The organism is Ruminococcus intestinalis, from assembly GCF_014288065.1.
GTDB lineage: Bacteria > Bacillota > Clostridia > Oscillospirales > Acutalibacteraceae > Ruminococcoides > Ruminococcoides intestinale_A.
In genome coordinates, this window is sequence record NZ_JACOPS010000001.1 from 385611 (window position 1) to 403849 (window position 18239).

Annotated in this window: 21 protein-coding genes and 1 pseudogene; 18 read left to right on the forward strand and 4 right to left on the reverse strand. The window is 40.6% G+C overall.

The genetic code is table 11. The features are described from left to right. Positions 1–12 precede the first annotated feature (12 nt). Positions 13–624, reverse strand: coding sequence for a TetR/AcrR family transcriptional regulator (locus tag H8R91_RS01895; protein WP_186934643.1), 612 nt, complete (start codon positions 622–624; stop codon positions 13–15). 112 nt (positions 625–736) lie between these two features. After that, positions 737–1214: pseudogene (gene ybaK / locus H8R91_RS01900) on the reverse strand (Cys-tRNA(Pro) deacylase). A gap of 324 nt (positions 1215–1538) precedes the next feature. Here ybaK and H8R91_RS01905 point away from each other — a divergent pair. Next, complete coding sequence (locus tag H8R91_RS01905; RefSeq protein WP_022235492.1) at positions 1539–1949, forward strand: BlaI/MecI/CopY family transcriptional regulator; 411 nt, start codon at positions 1539–1541, stop codon at positions 1947–1949. Between the two features lie 140 nt (positions 1950–2089). On the opposite strand, the gene hisF is transcribed toward H8R91_RS01905, so the two are convergent. Together hisF and hisH are read right to left on the reverse strand one after the other, a co-directional pair. Continuing rightward, complete coding sequence (gene hisF / locus H8R91_RS01910) at positions 2090–2845, reverse strand: imidazole glycerol phosphate synthase subunit HisF (protein ID WP_022235493.1); 756 nt, start codon at positions 2843–2845, stop codon at positions 2090–2092. A gap of 11 nt (positions 2846–2856) precedes the next feature. Next, positions 2857–3474 (reverse strand): imidazole glycerol phosphate synthase subunit HisH, encoded by a 618-nt coding sequence (hisH, locus tag H8R91_RS01915; RefSeq protein WP_186934644.1) that lies wholly within the window; start codon positions 3472–3474, stop codon positions 2857–2859. Positions 3475–3705: 231 nt separating this feature from the next. Between hisH and H8R91_RS01920 the strand changes: the two genes are divergently transcribed. The 17 genes from H8R91_RS01920 (at position 3706) to H8R91_RS02000 (ending at position 18219) form a co-directional block, all read left to right on the forward strand. After that, positions 3706–4611: a MurR/RpiR family transcriptional regulator gene (locus H8R91_RS01920; RefSeq protein WP_186934645.1), complete on the forward strand. Its 906-nt coding sequence runs from the start codon at positions 3706–3708 to the stop codon at positions 4609–4611. Continuing rightward, positions 4520–5836: a BaiN/RdsA family NAD(P)/FAD-dependent oxidoreductase gene (locus H8R91_RS01925; RefSeq protein ID WP_366476980.1), complete on the forward strand. Its 1317-nt coding sequence runs from the start codon at positions 4520–4522 to the stop codon at positions 5834–5836. The genes H8R91_RS01920 and H8R91_RS01925 overlap by 92 nt, the downstream gene beginning before the upstream one ends. A gap of 15 nt (positions 5837–5851) precedes the next feature. Continuing rightward, positions 5852–6520, forward strand: coding sequence for a (d)CMP kinase (gene cmk / locus H8R91_RS01930; protein WP_186934647.1), 669 nt, complete (start codon positions 5852–5854; stop codon positions 6518–6520). Next, complete coding sequence (locus H8R91_RS01935) at positions 6520–7137, forward strand: lysophospholipid acyltransferase family protein (RefSeq protein ID WP_186934648.1); 618 nt, start codon at positions 6520–6522, stop codon at positions 7135–7137. The genes cmk and H8R91_RS01935 overlap by 1 nt, the downstream gene beginning before the upstream one ends. Then, the gene (locus H8R91_RS01940) at positions 7134–9107 is read left to right on the forward strand and encodes a bifunctional 4-hydroxy-3-methylbut-2-enyl diphosphate reductase/30S ribosomal protein S1 (RefSeq protein ID WP_186934649.1); all 1974 of its coding nucleotides are present in this window, start codon (positions 7134–7136) and stop codon (positions 9105–9107) included. Before H8R91_RS01935 ends, H8R91_RS01940 begins: the two co-directional genes overlap by 4 nt. An 82-nt stretch (positions 9108–9189) precedes the next feature. Then, positions 9190–9765, forward strand: a complete 576-nt coding sequence (locus H8R91_RS01945; protein WP_186934650.1) for a hydrolase — start codon at positions 9190–9192, stop codon at positions 9763–9765. Positions 9766–9835: 70 nt separating this feature from the next. Continuing rightward, a complete protein-coding gene (ligA, locus tag H8R91_RS01950; protein WP_186934651.1) occupies positions 9836–11818 on the forward strand; it encodes an NAD-dependent DNA ligase LigA in 1983 nt (660 codons plus the stop codon). Between the two features lie 226 nt (positions 11819–12044). Further along, complete coding sequence (locus tag H8R91_RS01955) at positions 12045–12995, forward strand: ATPase, T2SS/T4P/T4SS family (protein ID WP_186934652.1); 951 nt, start codon at positions 12045–12047, stop codon at positions 12993–12995. After that, the gene (locus H8R91_RS01960; RefSeq protein ID WP_186934653.1) at positions 12985–13482 is read left to right on the forward strand and encodes a stage III sporulation protein AB; all 498 of its coding nucleotides are present in this window, start codon (positions 12985–12987) and stop codon (positions 13480–13482) included. The genes H8R91_RS01955 and H8R91_RS01960 overlap by 11 nt, the downstream gene beginning before the upstream one ends. Before the next feature lie 10 nt (positions 13483–13492). Next, positions 13493–13687 carry a stage III sporulation protein AC gene (spoIIIAC, locus tag H8R91_RS01965; protein ID WP_022235504.1) on the forward strand — a complete coding sequence of 65 codons (195 nt, stop codon included), beginning with the start codon at positions 13493–13495 and terminating at the stop codon, positions 13685–13687. Positions 13688–13696: 9 nt separating this feature from the next. Then, a complete protein-coding gene (locus H8R91_RS01970) occupies positions 13697–14089 on the forward strand; it encodes a SpoIIIAC/SpoIIIAD family protein (protein WP_022235505.1) in 393 nt (130 codons plus the stop codon). Between the two features lie 10 nt (positions 14090–14099). Continuing rightward, a complete protein-coding gene (locus H8R91_RS01975) occupies positions 14100–15251 on the forward strand; it encodes a stage III sporulation protein AE (protein ID WP_186934654.1) in 1152 nt (383 codons plus the stop codon). Next, a complete protein-coding gene (locus H8R91_RS01980; RefSeq protein ID WP_186934655.1) occupies positions 15248–15721 on the forward strand; it encodes a stage III sporulation protein AF in 474 nt (157 codons plus the stop codon). The genes H8R91_RS01975 and H8R91_RS01980 overlap by 4 nt, the downstream gene beginning before the upstream one ends. Before the next feature lie 12 nt (positions 15722–15733). Next, positions 15734–16183 carry a SpoIIIAG-related protein gene (locus H8R91_RS01985; protein WP_022235508.1) on the forward strand — a complete coding sequence of 150 codons (450 nt, stop codon included), beginning with the start codon at positions 15734–15736 and terminating at the stop codon, positions 16181–16183. A gap of 7 nt (positions 16184–16190) precedes the next feature. After that, on the forward strand, positions 16191–16739 hold the full coding sequence (locus H8R91_RS01990; RefSeq protein ID WP_186934656.1) for a SpoIIIAH-like family protein: 549 nt from the start codon (positions 16191–16193) through the stop codon (positions 16737–16739). A 68-nt stretch (positions 16740–16807) separates the two neighbouring features. After that, positions 16808–17281: a transcription antitermination factor NusB gene (gene nusB, locus H8R91_RS01995; RefSeq protein ID WP_022235509.1), complete on the forward strand. Its 474-nt coding sequence runs from the start codon at positions 16808–16810 to the stop codon at positions 17279–17281. After that, positions 17281–18219, forward strand: a complete 939-nt coding sequence (locus H8R91_RS02000; RefSeq protein ID WP_186934657.1) for a Kae1-like domain-containing protein — start codon at positions 17281–17283, stop codon at positions 18217–18219. The genes nusB and H8R91_RS02000 overlap by 1 nt, the downstream gene beginning before the upstream one ends. The last annotated feature ends 20 nt before the right edge of the window (positions 18220–18239 follow it).

Sequence of the window (18239 nt, forward strand, 5' to 3'; positions counted from 1 at the left end):
TATTACCTAATATCACTTGACTGCGCCTTGTTTGATTATGTCGATTTTTTTGATAAGGCGTTCACGCACTTCTTCACGGTCACTGCCTGCGACAAAAACATCGAAAATTGCATTTTTTAGCACTTGTGTAAGAATTTCTATGAGGCATTTAACGCTTTCGTTATCCTGAAATTTCAGATTTTGTCTGTCAACCATAAGATATATTTCGTTGTTTGAAAGCGCAATGTTAAAACGGTTTTTAAGATATTCGCTTACAAGGTCATCGTTTGCTTTAAAGCTGTCAACAATATTTCTCATAATTTTCATTGTTTGCTTTTGACTGCTGTAATCGTCGAAATAATCAAACATTTTAATGTACATAACAAAAAGATCGCCGCATGAAAGTTTTAAAATTTCTTTGGCTTTGTTGCTTGATTCGTCAAACATAGTTTTAGTGATAATTTCTATCAAATCTACCTTGTCGTCAAAATACTGATAAAAACTGCCTCGGGAAATTTCAGCGGTCTTTATAATTCTGTTTATAGAAACCTTTTCGTTAGGCCGTTCCATAAATTCTTTTATGACAGCGTCGGTAATACGCTTTCTTTTTTCGTACGGAAGATTGTAAAATGTTTTTTTAATCATACCTATTACCTCCTGATATGACAGGTTATCATATTTGCTATAATTTTAGCATTATATAAATCCTTAGTCAATAAAGGTAACACAAATGTTATGTGAAGGTTTTGTGTACAAACTACTTAATAATGTCAGCACATTTTCCTTTTGTGAATTCAATTAAAGTTTGAGGGTCAAGGTCAATCTGATAACCGATTTTTCCCGCACTTACAATAATGTTCGGATTGTTAAGGCAGCTTTCGTGGAAAACGGTAGGGTACTGCTTTTTCATTCCGATAGGTGAGCAGCCTCCTCGAATGTAGCCTGTTACTTTTAAAATATCTTTTACATGAATCATCTCAACGGATTTTTCACCAACTGATTTTGCGGCTTTTTTAAGGTCGAGTTCCTCCGCAACGGGAACAACAAATACAAAGTAGCTGCCGTTTACGCCTTTTGTGACAAGCGTTTTGAATACACATTCGGGATTTTGCCCCAAAAGTTTGGCAACGCTTATGCCGTCAACAGCGTCTTTTCCGTGCGGATATTCGTGTGCTGCATAATCTATTTTTTGCTTTTTCGAGAATACGCATTACATTAGTTTTAAATTCTGACATAACAGCCTCCAAATTACAAATATATAATAATGATTATAATGTTTAATAATATACACATATAATTTTATTGTGGAAATTTGTGTATGTCAAGTATTGTTATAAATTAGACATAAAACTGTGTTTTTGCTCAAAATTTTAAAAATATTGATAGATATATATTGACTTAATTACTGCAATAAAGTACAATAGATTAAAAATAAATTGTATATTTTTCGTTTTTTCGCATTTATTGGGTATGTTTAATTGATAATTGCCACAGCACAAGGCTTTGGCTTAAAGAATTTTGCGGTATATATAAAGAAAATTACGGAAGGATGATTGGCAATGCTGACTAAAAGCGAAGAAGAGATTATGAATTTATTATGGGAGGTGGGCGAGCCTCTGGCAAGTTCTGAGATTGTAAGCAAATCTGTAAACAGAACATGGCGCAAAAGTTACATTAACCTTTTAATCAATTCATTGCTTAACAAGCAAATGATTGAGGTTGTGGGTGTAAAACAGATGACAAAGAATTATGCCCGCACTTTTCAGCCTACAATGTCAAAGTACGCTTATTCCGTAAAGCGGATTTTTTCTCAAAAAGGTTTTAAAGAAGAGAATATCCCCGACCTTTTTGCCGAGATAATCGCAAATACGGAAAATCCTCAAATTCTTGAAAAAATGCAAAGTCAGCTTGACGAAAGAAAGCGAGAACTTGCATCGGATAAGAATAACCGTGACAGTTACAGCGCATAAAGCGCATAATTAAAAAGTAAAAATTATTATTACAATTGCCGCCTCAGAGCGGCTTTTGTATTATAGATTTATAGATTATCGGGTATAAAAATTACAGCCATCAAACTTATTTTAGTCTGATGGCTGTTTGCTCTTTGATGTTAAAGTCTTACAGGAATATTTTTTTCGTTAAGATATTTTTTTAATGTGGGAATCGGAATTTCGCCGAAATGGAAGAGAGAGGCTGCGAGGACTGCGTCTGCTTTGCCCTCTGTGAATGCGTCATAGAAATGCTCAAGAGCGCCTGCGCCGCCGCTGGCGATTACGGGAATTGAAACTTTTTCCGAGATTGCTCTTGTAAGTGCGATGTCATAGCCTTTTTTCTGTCCGTCCTCGTCCATACTTGTAAGCAGAATTTCGCCTGCGCCGAGCTGTTCACATTTTACAGCCCATTCAACCGCATCAAGGCCTACAGGAGTTCTTCCGCCATTCACATAAACTTCCCAACCGTTTTCTTTTCGCTTTGCATCAATGGCGGCAACTACGCACTGACTGCCGAATTTATAAGCCGCCTCGCTGATAAGTTCAGGTCGATGAACGGCAGCGGAATTAACGGAAACTTTGTCTGCGCCTGCTCTTAAAAGTAAATTGAAATCGTCAACACTTCTTATACCGCCGCCTACGGTGAACGGAATGAAAATTGAATTTGCTACTTTTTCAACCATATCAATTGTAATATTTCTTGAATCGCTTGAAGCTGTAATGTCGAGAAAAACAAGCTCGTCTGCGCCTTCTTTATCGTATTGTTTTGCACATTCCACGGGGTCGCCCGCATCTACAAGATTAACAAAGCTCATACCTTTTACAACTCTGCCGTTTTTTACATCAAGGCAGGGGATAATTCTTTTTGCATACATATCTTTTCTCCTTACTTTCCGTTTACCATATCGGCAAAGTTTTTAAGAATTTTTAATCCGACTTCACCGCTTTTTTCGGGGTGGAATTGCGTTGCGGAAACATTTTTCCATTCGATTGCCGCATCAATTTGAACTCCGTAGTTTGTCCTTGCGGCAACAATTTCAGGGTTCTTTGCTGTTAAAAAGTATGAGTGAACAAAATATACATAGGCATTGTCTTCTATACCTTTAAAAATGCCGTCCTTTTTTACAATATCAAGACTGTTCCAACCTATATGCGGTATCTTTAAGCCTGTATCGGCAGGAATTTTTGTTATGCTGCCGTCAAAAACAGATAATCCTTTTTTATTAGGGCTTTCTTCGCTTTCGGGAAAAAGCAACTGCAATCCAAGGCAAATACCTAAGAAATGCTTTTTTGTCTTTATAAAATCAAGTACGGTGTCTTTAATGCCGTAGCTTTCCATGGTGTCCATTGTATCTCCGAATGAGCCTACTCCCGGCAAAACGGCACCGTCTGCCTTTAAAATCATATCTTTATCTCTTGTAACAACACAGTCACAGCCGATATATTTCAAAGCCTTGTTTACGCTCTGAATATTTCCTGCGCCGTAGTCAATTATAGCAATCATAATCTGTCCTCCCGATTACATTTCAGCATAGTAGTATATTAGCATATTTGCTCGTTTTTTGCAAGAAAAACAGTGCGATAATTCATTATTTCAAAAAATAAAAAATTAACCTGTTTTTCGGTTGAATTAAAATAACTTGTGTGTTACAATTAAATATGTATGTAAAATTAAGAAAAATCCTGCGTTTGCAGGTTGCTCATAATTACAGAATTTTTAAAAGAAGGTTATTTGATGATCACCCATTTATTGACAAGAATAGATTTGAGTATGCACTCGCTTTCAAAAGGTCAAAAGCGAATTGCACTTTATATAGAGGAGCATTATGACAAAGCGGCTTTTATGACTGCCTCAAAACTCGGCGAAACCGTCGGCGTTTCGGAAAGTACGGTTGTAAGATTTGCCACAGAGCTTGGCTATGACGGCTACCCAAAGTTGCAGAAAGCCATGCAGGAAATGATAAGGGATAAGCTCACTTCTGTTCAGCGAATTGAGGTTACTTCAAGCAGAATCGGCAATGACGATGTTTTAAATAGCGTGCTGAATCAGGATATTGATAAAATCCGCAGAACCATTGAAGAAACCTCGCACGAGGATTTTGAAAGGGCTGTAGACAAAATCTGCAATGCCGACAGAATCTATATTTTCGGTGTTCGTTCAACTGCCGCAATCGCAAGTTTTCTCGGCTACTATTTTGAACTTATTTTCGATAATGTAAGAGTAATCGACTCTACAAGCCATACAACAACATATGAGAGAATTTTCAGAATGACCGACAAAGATGTTATGATAGGAATTTCATTCCCACGATACAGCACAATGGCTGTTGACGCTATGAACTATGCCCGTTCGCAGGGTGCGCACGCTATAGCAATTACCGACAGTATGGTGTCGCCGCTTGTTAAATCGGCAGACTCCGTACTTATTGCAAGAAGCGATATGGCGTCAATAGTCGATTCGCTTGTAGCCCCGTTAAGCCTTATAAATGCGCTTATTGTTGCGACTGTTCTTAAAAAGAAAGACGAAGTATCCGAAAACTTCCGCAGACTTGAAACCGTATGGAACAGAGAGGGAGTTTACGCAAGCGGAGAGAAGGACGAGGAAGAAGAGACGGAAGCGGGAAAGAAGAATGGAAAGTAAAAAGGTAGTTGTGGTCGGCGCAGGTGCGGCGGGTCTTATGGCTGCATCGGCAGCGGCAATGTACGGCGCAAGCGTAACATTAATAGAAAAAAACAAGCGTGTCGGCAGAAAAATTATGATTACGGGCAAAGGCAGATGTAATGTTTGCAATAACTGCGATGTCGAAACTTTTATAAGAAATGTTCCTACAAACGGAAAATTTCTTTATTCGGCAATCAACAAATTAACTCCCAAAGACACTGTTGCGTTCTTTGAGGGACTTGGACTTTCTCTTAAAACAGAGCGTGGCAACAGGGTTTTTCCGCAGTCCGACAAAGCTGTTGATGTGGTTGATACATTGTATAACTATGTAAAAAACTGCGGCTGTAAAATTGTGGAAGACACCGCCGAAGAACTTTTGCTTGAAAATGGCGAGGCAGTCGGAGTTAAGTGTAAGAACAAAACATATTATGCGGACAGTGTGATCATATGCTGCGGCGGTAAAAGCTACCCTCTCACAGGTTCTACGGGTGACGGATACACTCTCGCAAAGCAGGCGGGACATACAATAGTACCGCTAAAACCGTCGCTTGTTCCGCTCGAAAGCAAAAATCTCGACTGTAAATCAATGCAGGGCCTTGCACTTAAAAATGTGGGTCTGAAGATTGTTGATACACAGAGCGGTAAAACGGTTTACGATGATTTCGGAGAAATGCTGTTTACTCATTTCGGTATGAGTGGTCCTATGGTACTCTCCGCAAGTTCACATATCCGTGATATTTCGGACGGCAGATACAATGCCGTAATTGACATAAAACCTGCGCTTTCTTATGAGCAGCTTGAAAAACGCTTACAGCGTGATTTTGACGAAAATCATAATAAAGATGTTTCTAATTCATTTACTAAGTTGCTGCCTAAAAAACTTGTTGTACCTGTTTTAAAGCGTTGGGGTATACCTTTTGATAAAAAATGCAATTCTGTTACTAAGGAAGAACGCAGAACTCTTTGCGAACTTTTAAAGGCTTTTACCGTAGAAATCAGCGGTTTTCGTCCTATTGAAGAGGCAATTATTACTTCGGGCGGCGTAAAAACCACTGAAATTAATCCGAAAACTATGGAAAGCCGACTTGTAAAAGGACTTTACTTTGCAGGCGAAGTAATAGATTGCGATGCCTATACGGGCGGCTTTAACTTACAGATAGCATGGAGTACAGGTAATCTTGCAGGCGAAAGCGCCGCTTATTAAGAAAGGAAGAATAAAATGTCTGTTGCAATAGCACTCGATGGTCCTGCAGGTGCAGGTAAATCCACTATAGCAAAAAGAGCAGCGAAAGCTCTTGATTATATATATATTGACACGGGCGCTCTTTACCGCACAATCGGTCTTAGCGCAATGAGAAGAAATATTGAGCCTGTCGAATCAAAAGAAGTGAGTGATATGCTTTCGGAAATTAAGGTTGAAATTGCCTTTAACGATAAAATGGAGCAGATAGTTTTGCTTGACGGCGAAGATGTTTCTTCACTTATCAGAACTCCCGAAGTATCTATGACAGCGTCAAAAATTTCCGCAATTCCCGAAGTAAGAGCGTATTTGCTTGATTTGCAGAGAGATATGGCAAAGAAAAATAATGTGATTATGGACGGCAGAGATATCGGTACGGTTGTACTGCCCGATGCCAAGGTGAAAATTTTTCTTACCGCATCTCCCGAGGCAAGAGCCGAAAGACGATACAAAGAACTTTTGGAAAAGGGAATGAATGTCAGCTATGACGATGTTCTCAAAGATGTAAACGAGCGGGATTACAACGATTCTCACCGCAAAACCGCTCCGCTCAAACCTGCCGAGGGCTGTGTGATTGTAGATACTACAGAACTTGATTTTGAACAGTCGGTAGATAAAATAATTTCCGTTATAAAGGAGAATGTTTAATGGGACAGTCTAAGGTGCTTTACAGAGTCGGTCAGGCGGTTTGCCGTCCGATTATGAAAGTGTTTTACAGATATAAATTTATAAATAACAACTCTATTCCGCATGAGGGAGCATATATAATTGCAAGCAATCATATGTCGTTTTCCGACCCTGTGCTTTTAGGTCTCGGTCAAAGGCGCAGACTTTTCTTTATGGCAAAACAGGAACTTTTTAAAAACAAGTTTTTTGCAGGATTAATCCGTGCACTCGGTGCGTTTCCCGTTGAGCGTGGCGCAGGTGACGGCAAAGCTATAAAAACAGGTGAAGACCTCATAAAAGAGGGCAATGTAATGACTATCTTTATTGAGGGAGGCAGAACAAAGACAGGCGAATTTATGCGTCCGAGAAGCGGTTGCGCACTTGTTGCTCAACAAATGCAGGTGCCTGTTATTCCAGCGTGCATCACAATTACGGGTAACCCGAAGCACCGCTTTGCAAAGAGAGTAATTCATTTCGGCGATCCGCTTACTCCGCAGCAGCTCGGACTTACACCTGACGGCGACAGACGACAGCTTAAAAATGCCACAAATATGATTATGGACGAAATCAAGAAGATGAGGGAGCAGGACAGAAAATGAGCATAACCGTTGCAAAATCTGCCGGCTTTTGCTTTGGCGTAAACAGAGCAATAAATATTGTGAACAGTTTGCTTGACAAGAATGTAAAAGTATCTACTCTCGGACCTATCATTCATAATATGGAAGTCGTAAACGAACTTGAAAGTCGTGGCTGTAAAGCGGTTGATAATATTGACGAGGTAGAAAAAGACGCTACTCTTGTTATCCGTTCTCACGGTGTTCCAAAATATGTTATTGACAAATTAGATGAAAATGGTGTAAAATATGAAGATGCAACATGTCCTTTTGTTAAGAAGATACACAATATAGTGGCAAATCCCGACAACAAGGACGGCATAGTTTTAATCGCAGGCAACAGCGTTCACCCTGAGGTGGAGGGCATTATCGGTCATTGCAGTACCGAGTGCCACACCTTTAAGAACAGCGAAGAAATTGACGAGATTTACAATATTGTTCTAAAAAAGAATAATAAACGGGTTTTTGTTGTCGCACAGACCACATTTGACACAAAAGAATGGAAAAAGTGTGTAAAAAAGATTAAAAAACTATGTACAAATGCAAAAATATTTGATACAATATGTAATGCAACGTCAGTTAGACAGACCGAAGCTGACTTACTTGCGGCTCAATCCGATTTTATGGTAGTAATAGGCGACAGGCACAGCTCAAATACGGGCAAGCTCTTTGATATTTGTAAAAGACAGTGCGATAACACAGTTCTTATTGAAACAGCGGACGAGCTAAATGCAAATCAAGTCAGCGTTGCTGAAAAAATTGGCGTTACTGCCGGTGCATCTACTCCGGCAAGGATAATAAAGGAGGTACTGGATACAATGAGTGAAATTAAATCCGGTGTAACAAATGGTGAAGAATCTTTTGAGGCATTGCTTGAGGAATCCCTCAAAAACTTAAATACAAATGAGAGGGTAATGGGTACAGTGCTCAGCATTGCGCCTAACGAGGTTCAGGTTGATGTCGGCAGAAAGCAGACAGGCTTTATTCCTGCTAGTGAGCTTTCTAACGATCCTAACGCTAAGCCGGAGGATATCGTAAAGGTTGGCGACAAGATCGAGCTTCTTATTATGAAGACAAATGATCAGGAAGGCACAATTATGCTTTCTAAGCGCAGAGTAGACGCAGCTAAGGGCTGGGAAATTCTTGAGTCTAAGGTTGACTCACAGGAAGTTCTTACAGGTAAGGTTACAGAGGCTGTTAAGGGCGGTGTAATCGTTATCTACAACGATGTAAGAGTATTTATTCCTGCTTCACAGGCAACTGCTACTCGTGACGAGAGCCTTGAGGATCTCGTAGGTAAAGAAGTACAGTTCAGACTTATTGAGGTTTCACAGCGTGGCAGAAGAAAGAGAGCTATCGGCTCAATCAGAAGCGTACTTAAGGAGCAGAGAGCTGCTCAGCGTGAGGAGTTCTGGAAGAACTGCGAAATCGGTAAGAAGTACACAGGTGTTGTTAAGTCACTTACAAGCTACGGCGCATTTGTTGACCTTGGCGGTGTATTCGGTATGATTCACATTTCAGAGCTTTCTTGGACACACATTAAGCACCCGAGTGAGGTTGTAAATGTTGGCGATACTGTAGAAGTATATGTAAAGGACATCAACGAGGAAACAAAGAAGATTTCTCTCGGCTTTAAGAACGCTGACGAGAATCCATGGGAGATCCTCAAGAACCAGTATCCGGTGGGCACAGTTGTTAAGGCTACAATCGTTGGTCTTACATCATTCGGTGCTTTTGCAAACATCATCCCGGGTATTGATGGTCTTATCCACATTTCTCAGATTGCTAACAAGAGAATTGAAAAGCCCGCTGATGTACTTTCAGTTGGCGAAACAGTAGAAGCTAAGATTACTGCTATTGACTTTGACAAGAAGCGTGTAAGCCTTTCAATGCGTGCACTTCTTCCGGAGGACGAGCAGGCTCCTGCTGAGGCTACTGAAGAGGTTGCTGAATAATTTGTTATTAAACAGGGCATTCCATTATAGGGATGCCCTTTTGTTCTATTTTATATAATAAACCGCAAAAGGAGCGATAAAAATGACTCCAAAAGAAGAATTTATTGAGATTTATACAAAGTACATAACACGCAACGGTGCAGAAGAATTACTTGAATGGCTCAAGCGCACAGACTTTTTTACTGCTCCTGCAAGTACGAAATATCATTGTGCCTGCGAGGGCGGACTTGTAATGCACTCTGTCAGCGTGTTTAATACAATGATGGAAAAGCATTATGACGAGGAAACCGACAATATCGAGAGCTTTGCCATTTGCGGACTTTTGCACGATTTATGCAAGGCGCAGTTTTACAAGGTTTCGTCAAGAAATGTAAAAAACGAGCAGACAGGCGCATGGGAAAAAGTGCCTTATTATGCAATTGACGACCAATTCCCGTACGGTCACGGCGAAAAATCGGTTTTTCTTATTGAGCGCAAAATGCACTTAAAGATTGATGAGGCAATGGCAATCCGTTGGCATATGGGAGAGTTTGGTGATAAAAACAGCAATTCAATTTCTCTTGCATACGAGCGTTATCCGCTTGCCGTAAAGCTCCACCTTGCAGACCTTGAATCAACATATTTGAAAGAAAAGGGCACTTCGGCAGTAAACAAGTAATTTTCATTTTTGCTTTATTTTTGGCATATAACACCGCTTGTTTTATGGAATGTTAAATAAGGATGATTTTATGGATATAATTTTGGCAGAACAAAGAATAAAAGAGCTTACAAAGGCGATTGAGTATCACAATAATCGTTATTATAATCTCGATAATCCCGAAATTTCCGATTACGATTATGATATGCTTTTGCGTGAGCTTGAAAACCTTGAAAACGATTTTCCTACACTCAAGTCACCGCTTTCGCCGACAAATAAAGTAGGCGGCGAGCGTGGAGAAAAATTCTCTCCCGTAACTCACACAGTGCCGATGGAAAGTTTGCACGACAGCTTTTCTCGCTCGGAATTGTTTGATTTCGACAGAAGAGTGCGTGAGGTTGCTCCGAATGTAAAATATGTTGTTGAGCCAAAATTTGACGGTCTTTCCGTATCTTGCGAGTATCGCAACGGTGTATTTGTTCGAGGTTCGACAAGAGGTGACGGAACAGTCGGTGAAGATGTTACGGATAATCTTATGACAATACGCTCACTCCCGAAAAAGATTGAAAATGCGCCTGCATTTTTAGAGGTGCGTGGCGAAGTTTATATGTCTTTTGACAGCTTTAACGAACTTGTCAAGGAACAGGAAGATAACGAAGAAAAGCCGTTTAAAAATCCAAGAAATGCCGCCGCAGGTTCATTAAGGCAAAAAAATTCTAAGATTACCGCAAAGCGCAAACTTGATATTTTTGTATTTAATATCCAACAAATCGAGGGCGTTGAAATTACAAGTCATCATCAGGGTTTGGATTACCTTACCGAGCTTGGATTTCCGACTGCGTTTTATAATATTTTCGAGAATATGCAAGAGGCTGTTGAAGAAATTGAGCGTATAGGAAATATGCGAGGTACATTTGATTATGCGATTGACGGTGCGGTTGTAAAGGTTGATGATTTTGCAACAAGAGAATTATTGGGCAGTACCGCAAAATATCCGAAATGGGCGGAGGCATATAAATATCCGCCCGAAGAAAAGGCGACAAAATTGCTTGAAGTTGAAATAAATGTCGGCAGAACAGGTGTGCTTACTCCTGTCGGAATTTTTGAACCTGTATTTCTTGCAGGTACGACAGTAAGCCGTGCAACGCTCCACAACAAAGATTTTATAGATGAAAAAGGTATTTGCGTAGGTGATACGGTAATTATCCGTAAAGCCGGAGAGATTATTCCGGAGGTTCTTTCTGTAAAAGAACACGGCGAAAATGCGGTGCCTTTTGAGTTTCCGAAACTTTGTCCGTCATGTCACACTCCTGTTGTGCGTGACGAAAATGAGGCTGCTATTCGCTGTACAAACACCGATTGCCCTGCTCAGCTTATGCGACACCTTATCCATTTTGTAGGCAGAGATGCTATGGATATTGACGGCCTCGGACCTGCTGTGCTTGAACAGCTTGTGAATGAGGGACTGATAAAATCTCCTGCCGACCTTTACAGATTAACGGTTGACAGCATAACAGCCCTTGACCGAAAAGCCGAAAAATCTGCGCAAAATCTTATTAATTCAATTGAAAAATCAAAACACAATGAATTATATCGCCTTGTTTTTGCACTCGGCATCAGAAATATAGGTCTTAAAGCCGCAAAACTTTTATGCGAAAATTTTGCGAATATTGATGACCTTATGAATGCAAAAGCAGAGGATATTTCCGCAATAGAGGGCTTTGGCCTGATTATGGCGGAAAGCGTAGTGAATTATTTTTCTGCCGAAAGCACAAAAAATCTGATTGACGAACTGAAAGAACTCGGACTTGAAATGAAACCGTCCGAACAGAAGAAAAAGGGCGGAATTTTTGAGGGCAAAACCTTTGTTCTTACAGGTACTCTGCCGACTATGAAAAGAAGTGAGGCAGGCAAACTGATTGAGCAGAACGGCGGAAAAACAAGCTCTTCCGTATCTAAAAAAACCGACTATGTTCTTGCGGGCGAAGACGCAGGCAGTAAGCTGACAAAAGCGCAACAGCTCGGCATTACCGTTATCTCTGAAGAAGAATTATTAAATATGCTTGCTGAATGAATTTAATAAGAAATGCGCTAACCTAAAAATAAATTAACTGTAGCTATTATCACGGGGACTGCACTGTCCGCAAAATATATGACTATAACACAAAGGACTATCTTACATAAGTAGGATAGTTCTTTGTTTTTACTTACAATCTATCATTCAAAAAATATTTAAACCTTGTTCTTTTTATGTGCTTGTCTGCATACATATTAACAAAGCCAAGGAAAGGACGATAAAAATGACAAGTCTTAATAATGAGGGCAGGTTTGTACTTGCCATACGCTCGCTAAGTCAGAATATTTATCAGAGAATTTTACCGCTGTCGCAAAAATTCTGCGATACTGCGCAGGAAATACGATTGCGTGTAAACAGACCTGTAGCGGTTGTTTGCCCGGAGACTACATATTTTCTTACGGAAAAGGGCGGGCTTACCAACACTATACTTGACGGCTCAATGCTTACAGTCAGCCGTGGCGACCTTACGGATACTTTTCACAACATTTGCAATTACTCGGTATATTCAAAACAAAGTGAAATTATAAACGGCTTTGTTTCAATGCACGGCGGTCACAGAGCGGGTATCTGCGGTACGGCAATTTGTGAGGGTGACAAGGTAATAAATATCCGTGATATTTCGTCAATTAACATCAGAATTGCAAGAGAGCATAAAGAGTGTTCAAGAGCTATTATTGACACTCTTAATCCCGACTTTGGCGGCGTGCTTATTTGCGGTGCGCCATGCACGGGCAAAACCACGCTCTTAAGGGATATGGCAAGAATACTCTCGACCGAATACGGCAAGAGAATTTCTTTGATTGACGAAAGGGGAGAACTTGCGGGCACTTCCTCGGGTATCCTGCAAAATGACATCGGACTTTGTGATGTGTTTGACCTTTACGATAAACCGAGCGGAATTATTCAGGCTATACGCAGTATGTCGCCCGATATTATTGTTTGCGACGAAATCGGTACGCAGAGAGATATTGACGCTGTGGAATATTCCGTGAATTCGGGTGTATCTTTTATTTCTACCTTGCATTGTTCAAGCGTTGACGAACTTAGAAGAAAAGATAATGTCCGTAAACTCGTTTCCTGCGGCGGCTTTAAAACCCTTGTTTTCCTTGATAACAGAGCGTCTGCCGGCAGAGTGAGCAAGATTATGAGAGTCGGTGATGTATTTGGTAATTAAAATTATCGGCTGTATCTTGCTTGTGAGCGCAACAACTCTTATGGGATTTAAAAAAGCCCAACGGCTGTACAAACGCAGAGATTTTATAAATGACTTTTTGGTTTTCCTCGATACTCTTGCGACAAATATTCGCTACAGTACAGATGAACTTTCGATTATTCTTTCCAAAAGCGAAGACAGATTCGGAAAAGCAATATACGGTGCGTACGAAAAATACGACGGTACATTTTTTAAAAAATGGGAAAATGCGGTAGCGGATATTTCCGTCGGTTACGCTTTAAAGCACGAGGATAAACAGCTTTTATGCTCATTCGGAGAAAAACTCGGCATAACCGATGTAGAGGGACAGCTCAAACATATTGAGCTTTACAAAGGGCTTGCGAACGCTCATCTTGATGACAGTAAAAATGAAATAAAACAAAAATCACGGCTTTACAAAACTATGGGATTTTTTGTCGGCACGGCAGCCGCACTTGTTATAATCTGAAAGGATAGCTATGGATGTTGAACTGATTTTTAAAATAGCTGCAATCGGTATAATTGTAGCCGTGTTGTGTCAGGTGCTCATACGCAGCGGCAGAGAAGAACAGGCAATGCTTACGACGCTTGCGGGTCTTATAGTTGTGCTTACTCTGATTGTCACGCAGATAAGCGCCTTGTTTAACACGATAAAGCAGTTATTCGGCTTTTAGGAATAAAGTATGAATATTATTACTATAGCCGCTGTCGCAATTGTATCTGCAATTTCTGCCGTAGCAATAAAAAAGCATAACGGTGAAATCTCGCTTATGCTTTCAATTGCCTGCGGTGTAATATTGCTTACAGCCGTAATTTCGTTTGCGGCTGCGATTTTGCAGACGGTAAATAAAATTGCGGCAGCGTCTGATATGAATATTGAGTATATAAAAATATTGCTCAAGGTAATAGGAATATGCATTGTAACAGAGCTTGCCGTCAGTGTATGTAAGGAGTCGGGACAGCAGGCAATAGCAACAAATGTTACGCTTGCAGGTAAAATATTGATTATGGTAACATCACTTCCGCTTTATACGGAAATTTTAAATACAGTGGTGTCACTTGTAGAAAACTCCTGAAGGAGTGTTGATGTTGAAAAAAACAGCGGTGTTTTTAGTTGTGATTGCGGTTGTTTTTCTGTCGCAGATTACTGTATTTGCAGCCGATACAACAGCCAAAACCGAAAGTACAACAAATGATATTAACAGCATTTACGATACCTCTGCTTTATATGACAGCCTGTCTGACGATGTAAAGCAGAGCCTTGAAAATATAGGGATAAACGGCATAGACAGCAATGAGCTTTCGCAGATTTCGTTCGGAGAAGTTGTGAATGAAATTGTAAAACTTGCGGGCGAAAACAGCGCAGGGCCGTTAAAAGCGGTAATCTCGCTTACCGCACTCTTGCTTATATGCTCGCTTTTATCTTCGTACAAAAATTCGCTTTCAAGTGAACTTTCCTCCTCACTTGGCATAGCAGCCGTACTGTGTGCTACCTGTACGGCTGCACTCCCCGTAATTGAAGTAATTTCAGATATGTCAACGGTAGTAAAAACGGCATCAAGTTTTATGCTTGCATTTGTGCCTGTAATGGTTATGATTATGTCGAGCACGGGACACGCTGTAAGCGGTGCGTCATATTACGCAATGATGATCGGCGCAGGAGAGGGAGTGGGACAACTAAGCTCAAAGGTAATAGTTCCTTTTCTTAATATGTTTCTCGGTGTATCAGTAACGGCAAGCGTATGCTCGGAATCAAAACTTACGGGTATAACTTCAATAATTTCAAAAGCCGTAAAATGGGTACTCGGGTTTGTTATGACTGTATTTACAGCCGTACTTTCTTTTAAGCAGATGATAACAACCTCGGTTGACGATGTTTCTACACGAGCCGTACGATTTACTTTAAATTCATTTATTCCGATAGTAGGCTCAGCGCTTTCAGATGCATACAAAACCGTACAGGGCAGTGTAAACTTGCTTAAATCGGGACTTGGAATTTTTGTTATAGTATCTATTGCTTTTGTGTTTCTGCCTATAATACTTAACAGCCTTTTGTGGATATTTACTTTATCGGCAGGAAAGTTACTTGCGGAGATACTCGGCATAAATCAGGTAAAGGATTTGCTTGAGGGTGTCGGTACCGTGCTTTCAACCTTGCTTGCAATTGTATTGTGCATTATGTCGGTTTACATAATTTCAACTGCACTTGTGCTTTTGATGGGAGGCGGCGGAATATGAGCGGTATGATTTCTGCGGTTATAACAGTTTGTGCCGGTGCTCTTATTTGCAGTCTGCTGTCGGCATTTGTACCCGAGGGTACTACCAAAAAAACCGTTGCCCTTGTAATCGGTGCGTTTATGGTATGCTGTCTTATTTCGCCGATAACCTCGGCAATTTCTTCTATAGATTTTGATGCCGAACCTGTTGATTACAGCGAAGATCAAGTTTCCACTTCCGACGAAGCCTACGCAAATGTTGTGATTAAACAGGCACAACACAATCTTGAACAAAGCCTTACCGACCTGCTTGCTCAAAACAACATAAAAATATCCGAATGTAAAATCGTACTTGCAAAATCGCAGTCAAACAGCATAATTATCGGTGACATCAGCATATATATGAGTAATGAATATAAAAGCCGGAAAGATAAAATCGGCTCAATTGTTTTTGAAAGCTTCGGAGCATATCCGAGAATAACTTTTATTTAAGGGTGCAAAGCTATGGAAGAAAAAACAAACGGAATAAAAAAGCTGTTTGAAAGTGACAAAGCAAGAAAAATTATAGTAATTATCGGTATTATCGGAATAGCACTTATTTTTATTTCTTCAATTTCGGGAATTAATACCGATAAAAAAACGGAAACCGAGGGCTTTTCGGTTACTACCTACAGCACGGAGATTGAAAGCGATTTGCAAAAAATCCTTTCAAGTATCAGCGGCTGCGGAGAAACAAAGGTGCTTCTTACCATAGAAAACTCGGTCGAATATGTATATCTTGAGGACAGTACCACCAAGACAAAGGAAATTCAGCCTGTTATCCGCGGTGTGCTTGTTGTGTGCGAGGGCGGAGATGATCCTGTCGTAACACAAACGGTCACACAAGCGGTAACAAGGGCACTGGATATTTCATCGGCAAAGGTATGTGTTACAAAATTAACAGAACGAAGGTAGAGGTATTATGAAAATTCAGAAGAAACATATTGTAATGACATCACTTGTACTTGCTCTGGCAACGGCGGTTTACATAAACTATCAGATTTCGCAGGCTCGTACAACTTCACCTGCAAAGGAGCTGGGGGCAGCGTCATATGTAAATGCAACAGTCGGGGAAACAGCAACCTCCGACGAGGCGGCAACTGCAATGGCACTATCGAAAGAGCAGCAGGATTTCTTTGCATCCGAACGCACTAAAAGGCAGAACACGCAAGACAAGGTAATTGATGATGCGGAGGAGATACTCGATTCCGACTCGAGTTCAGACACGGAGCTTACCGAGGCGCAAGAAAATGTAGAGCGAATCATCAGCTTTTTTACAACGCAGGATACCATAGAAACCATTGTGAAAGCGAAAGGCTTTTCCGATTGCCTTTGCTGTATAACCGATATGGGTGTAACCGTTATAGTTCCGAAAAACGAGCTTAACGAAAACACCGTTTTGTCAATATACGATGCCGTAACAACGCACTATGAAATTGCAAGTGACGCAATATCTGTTGTAGGTGCGTGAATATAGTTTACAATCAAAATTTTATGTGATATAATTATCCTGATAATTTATTGTAAAGTTGGGATAATATGTCTGAAGAGATAAATGTAACTTCTCAGGAAGTAACAGAAGAAAATGAAAACGAAGCAGTACAGATTAAACTTACACGCTCCGAACAGCGTGAGCAGGTATTTATGCTTTTATTTTCAAAGTCATTTACAAACACATCTGTCGACAATATGGTGCAGGACAGCTCGGAACTCTTTATGGGCGGAGTAAGCGCACTTGCACAGGCAGAAGTTGAGGGTATTGTATCGGCTAAAGAAGAACTTGACGAGATTATTTCACGCTATCTAAAAAAAGGATGGACTCTTTCAAGAATTTCAAAGCCGTCGCTTGCAATCCTTGAACTTGCAGTGTATGAAATCAAGTATCTTGACAATGTTCCCGCAAGCGTAGCAATCAACGAGGCGGTAGAACTTGCAAAGAAGTACACTATTGACGAGAGCGGATTTGTCAACGGAATATTAGGCTCATTTGTAAGAGATAACGGAGAAAAGTAATGAGCCTTTTCCTTGGTATAGATACCTCTAACTACACAACTTCGGTTGCGGTATATAACAGCGAAAACGGCGAAATGCTGCAGCGAAAGCAGCTTTTGCCCGTAAAACAGGGACAGCTTGGCTTAAGACAGAGCGATGCGGTTTTTCATCACACACAACAGCTTCACACTCTTGTTGAGGACATTGCAAAGGAAGTTGACTTGTCGGGTGTGTCTGCATTAGGCGTATCAACACGCCCCCGTCCGGTTGACGGCTCATATATGCCGTGCTTTACGGTTGGAGAAAACACAGCAAGAATTATATCGGCAGTAATAAAAAAGCCTCTCCTGACATTTTCACATCAGGAGGGGCATATTGCCGTAGCACTGTTTTCAGCCGCAAGAGAAGATTTGTTTGAAAAAGAATTTTTAGCATTTCATATAAGCGGAGGCACAACGGAGGCGGTGCTCGCAAAGGGCAGTACAAGCTCGTTTGCCGTTAAAGAGGCTGCAAAAACACTTGACTTAAATGCCGGACAGGCAGTCGACAGAGTGGGGCTTATGCTCGGTTTAAAATTTCCGTGCGGTCCGCAGCTTGAACAGCTTGCGCTTAATAATACAGAAAAATTCAAAGTTCGTCCTACTCTTAAGGGCGCCGATTGCTGTTTGAGCGGACTTGAAAATCAGTGTAAAAAAATGCTTGATAACGGCGAAAGCAAAGAAAAAATCGCTGCTTTTTGCCTTGCTTTTATTCAGGCTACGCTTGAAAAAATGACTGAAAAATTGTTCGAGCAATTCGGCAATTTGCCTGTGATTTTTGCGGGCGGAGTAATGTCAAATTCCATTATAAGAAATGCTCTGACCGAGAAATTCGGCGCTACATTTGCAAAACCCGAATATTCCGCCGATAACGCAGCGGGTATTGCGTATTTGGCATATAAGAAATATACGGAAATCTAAGACGATTATAAGTGTAAAAT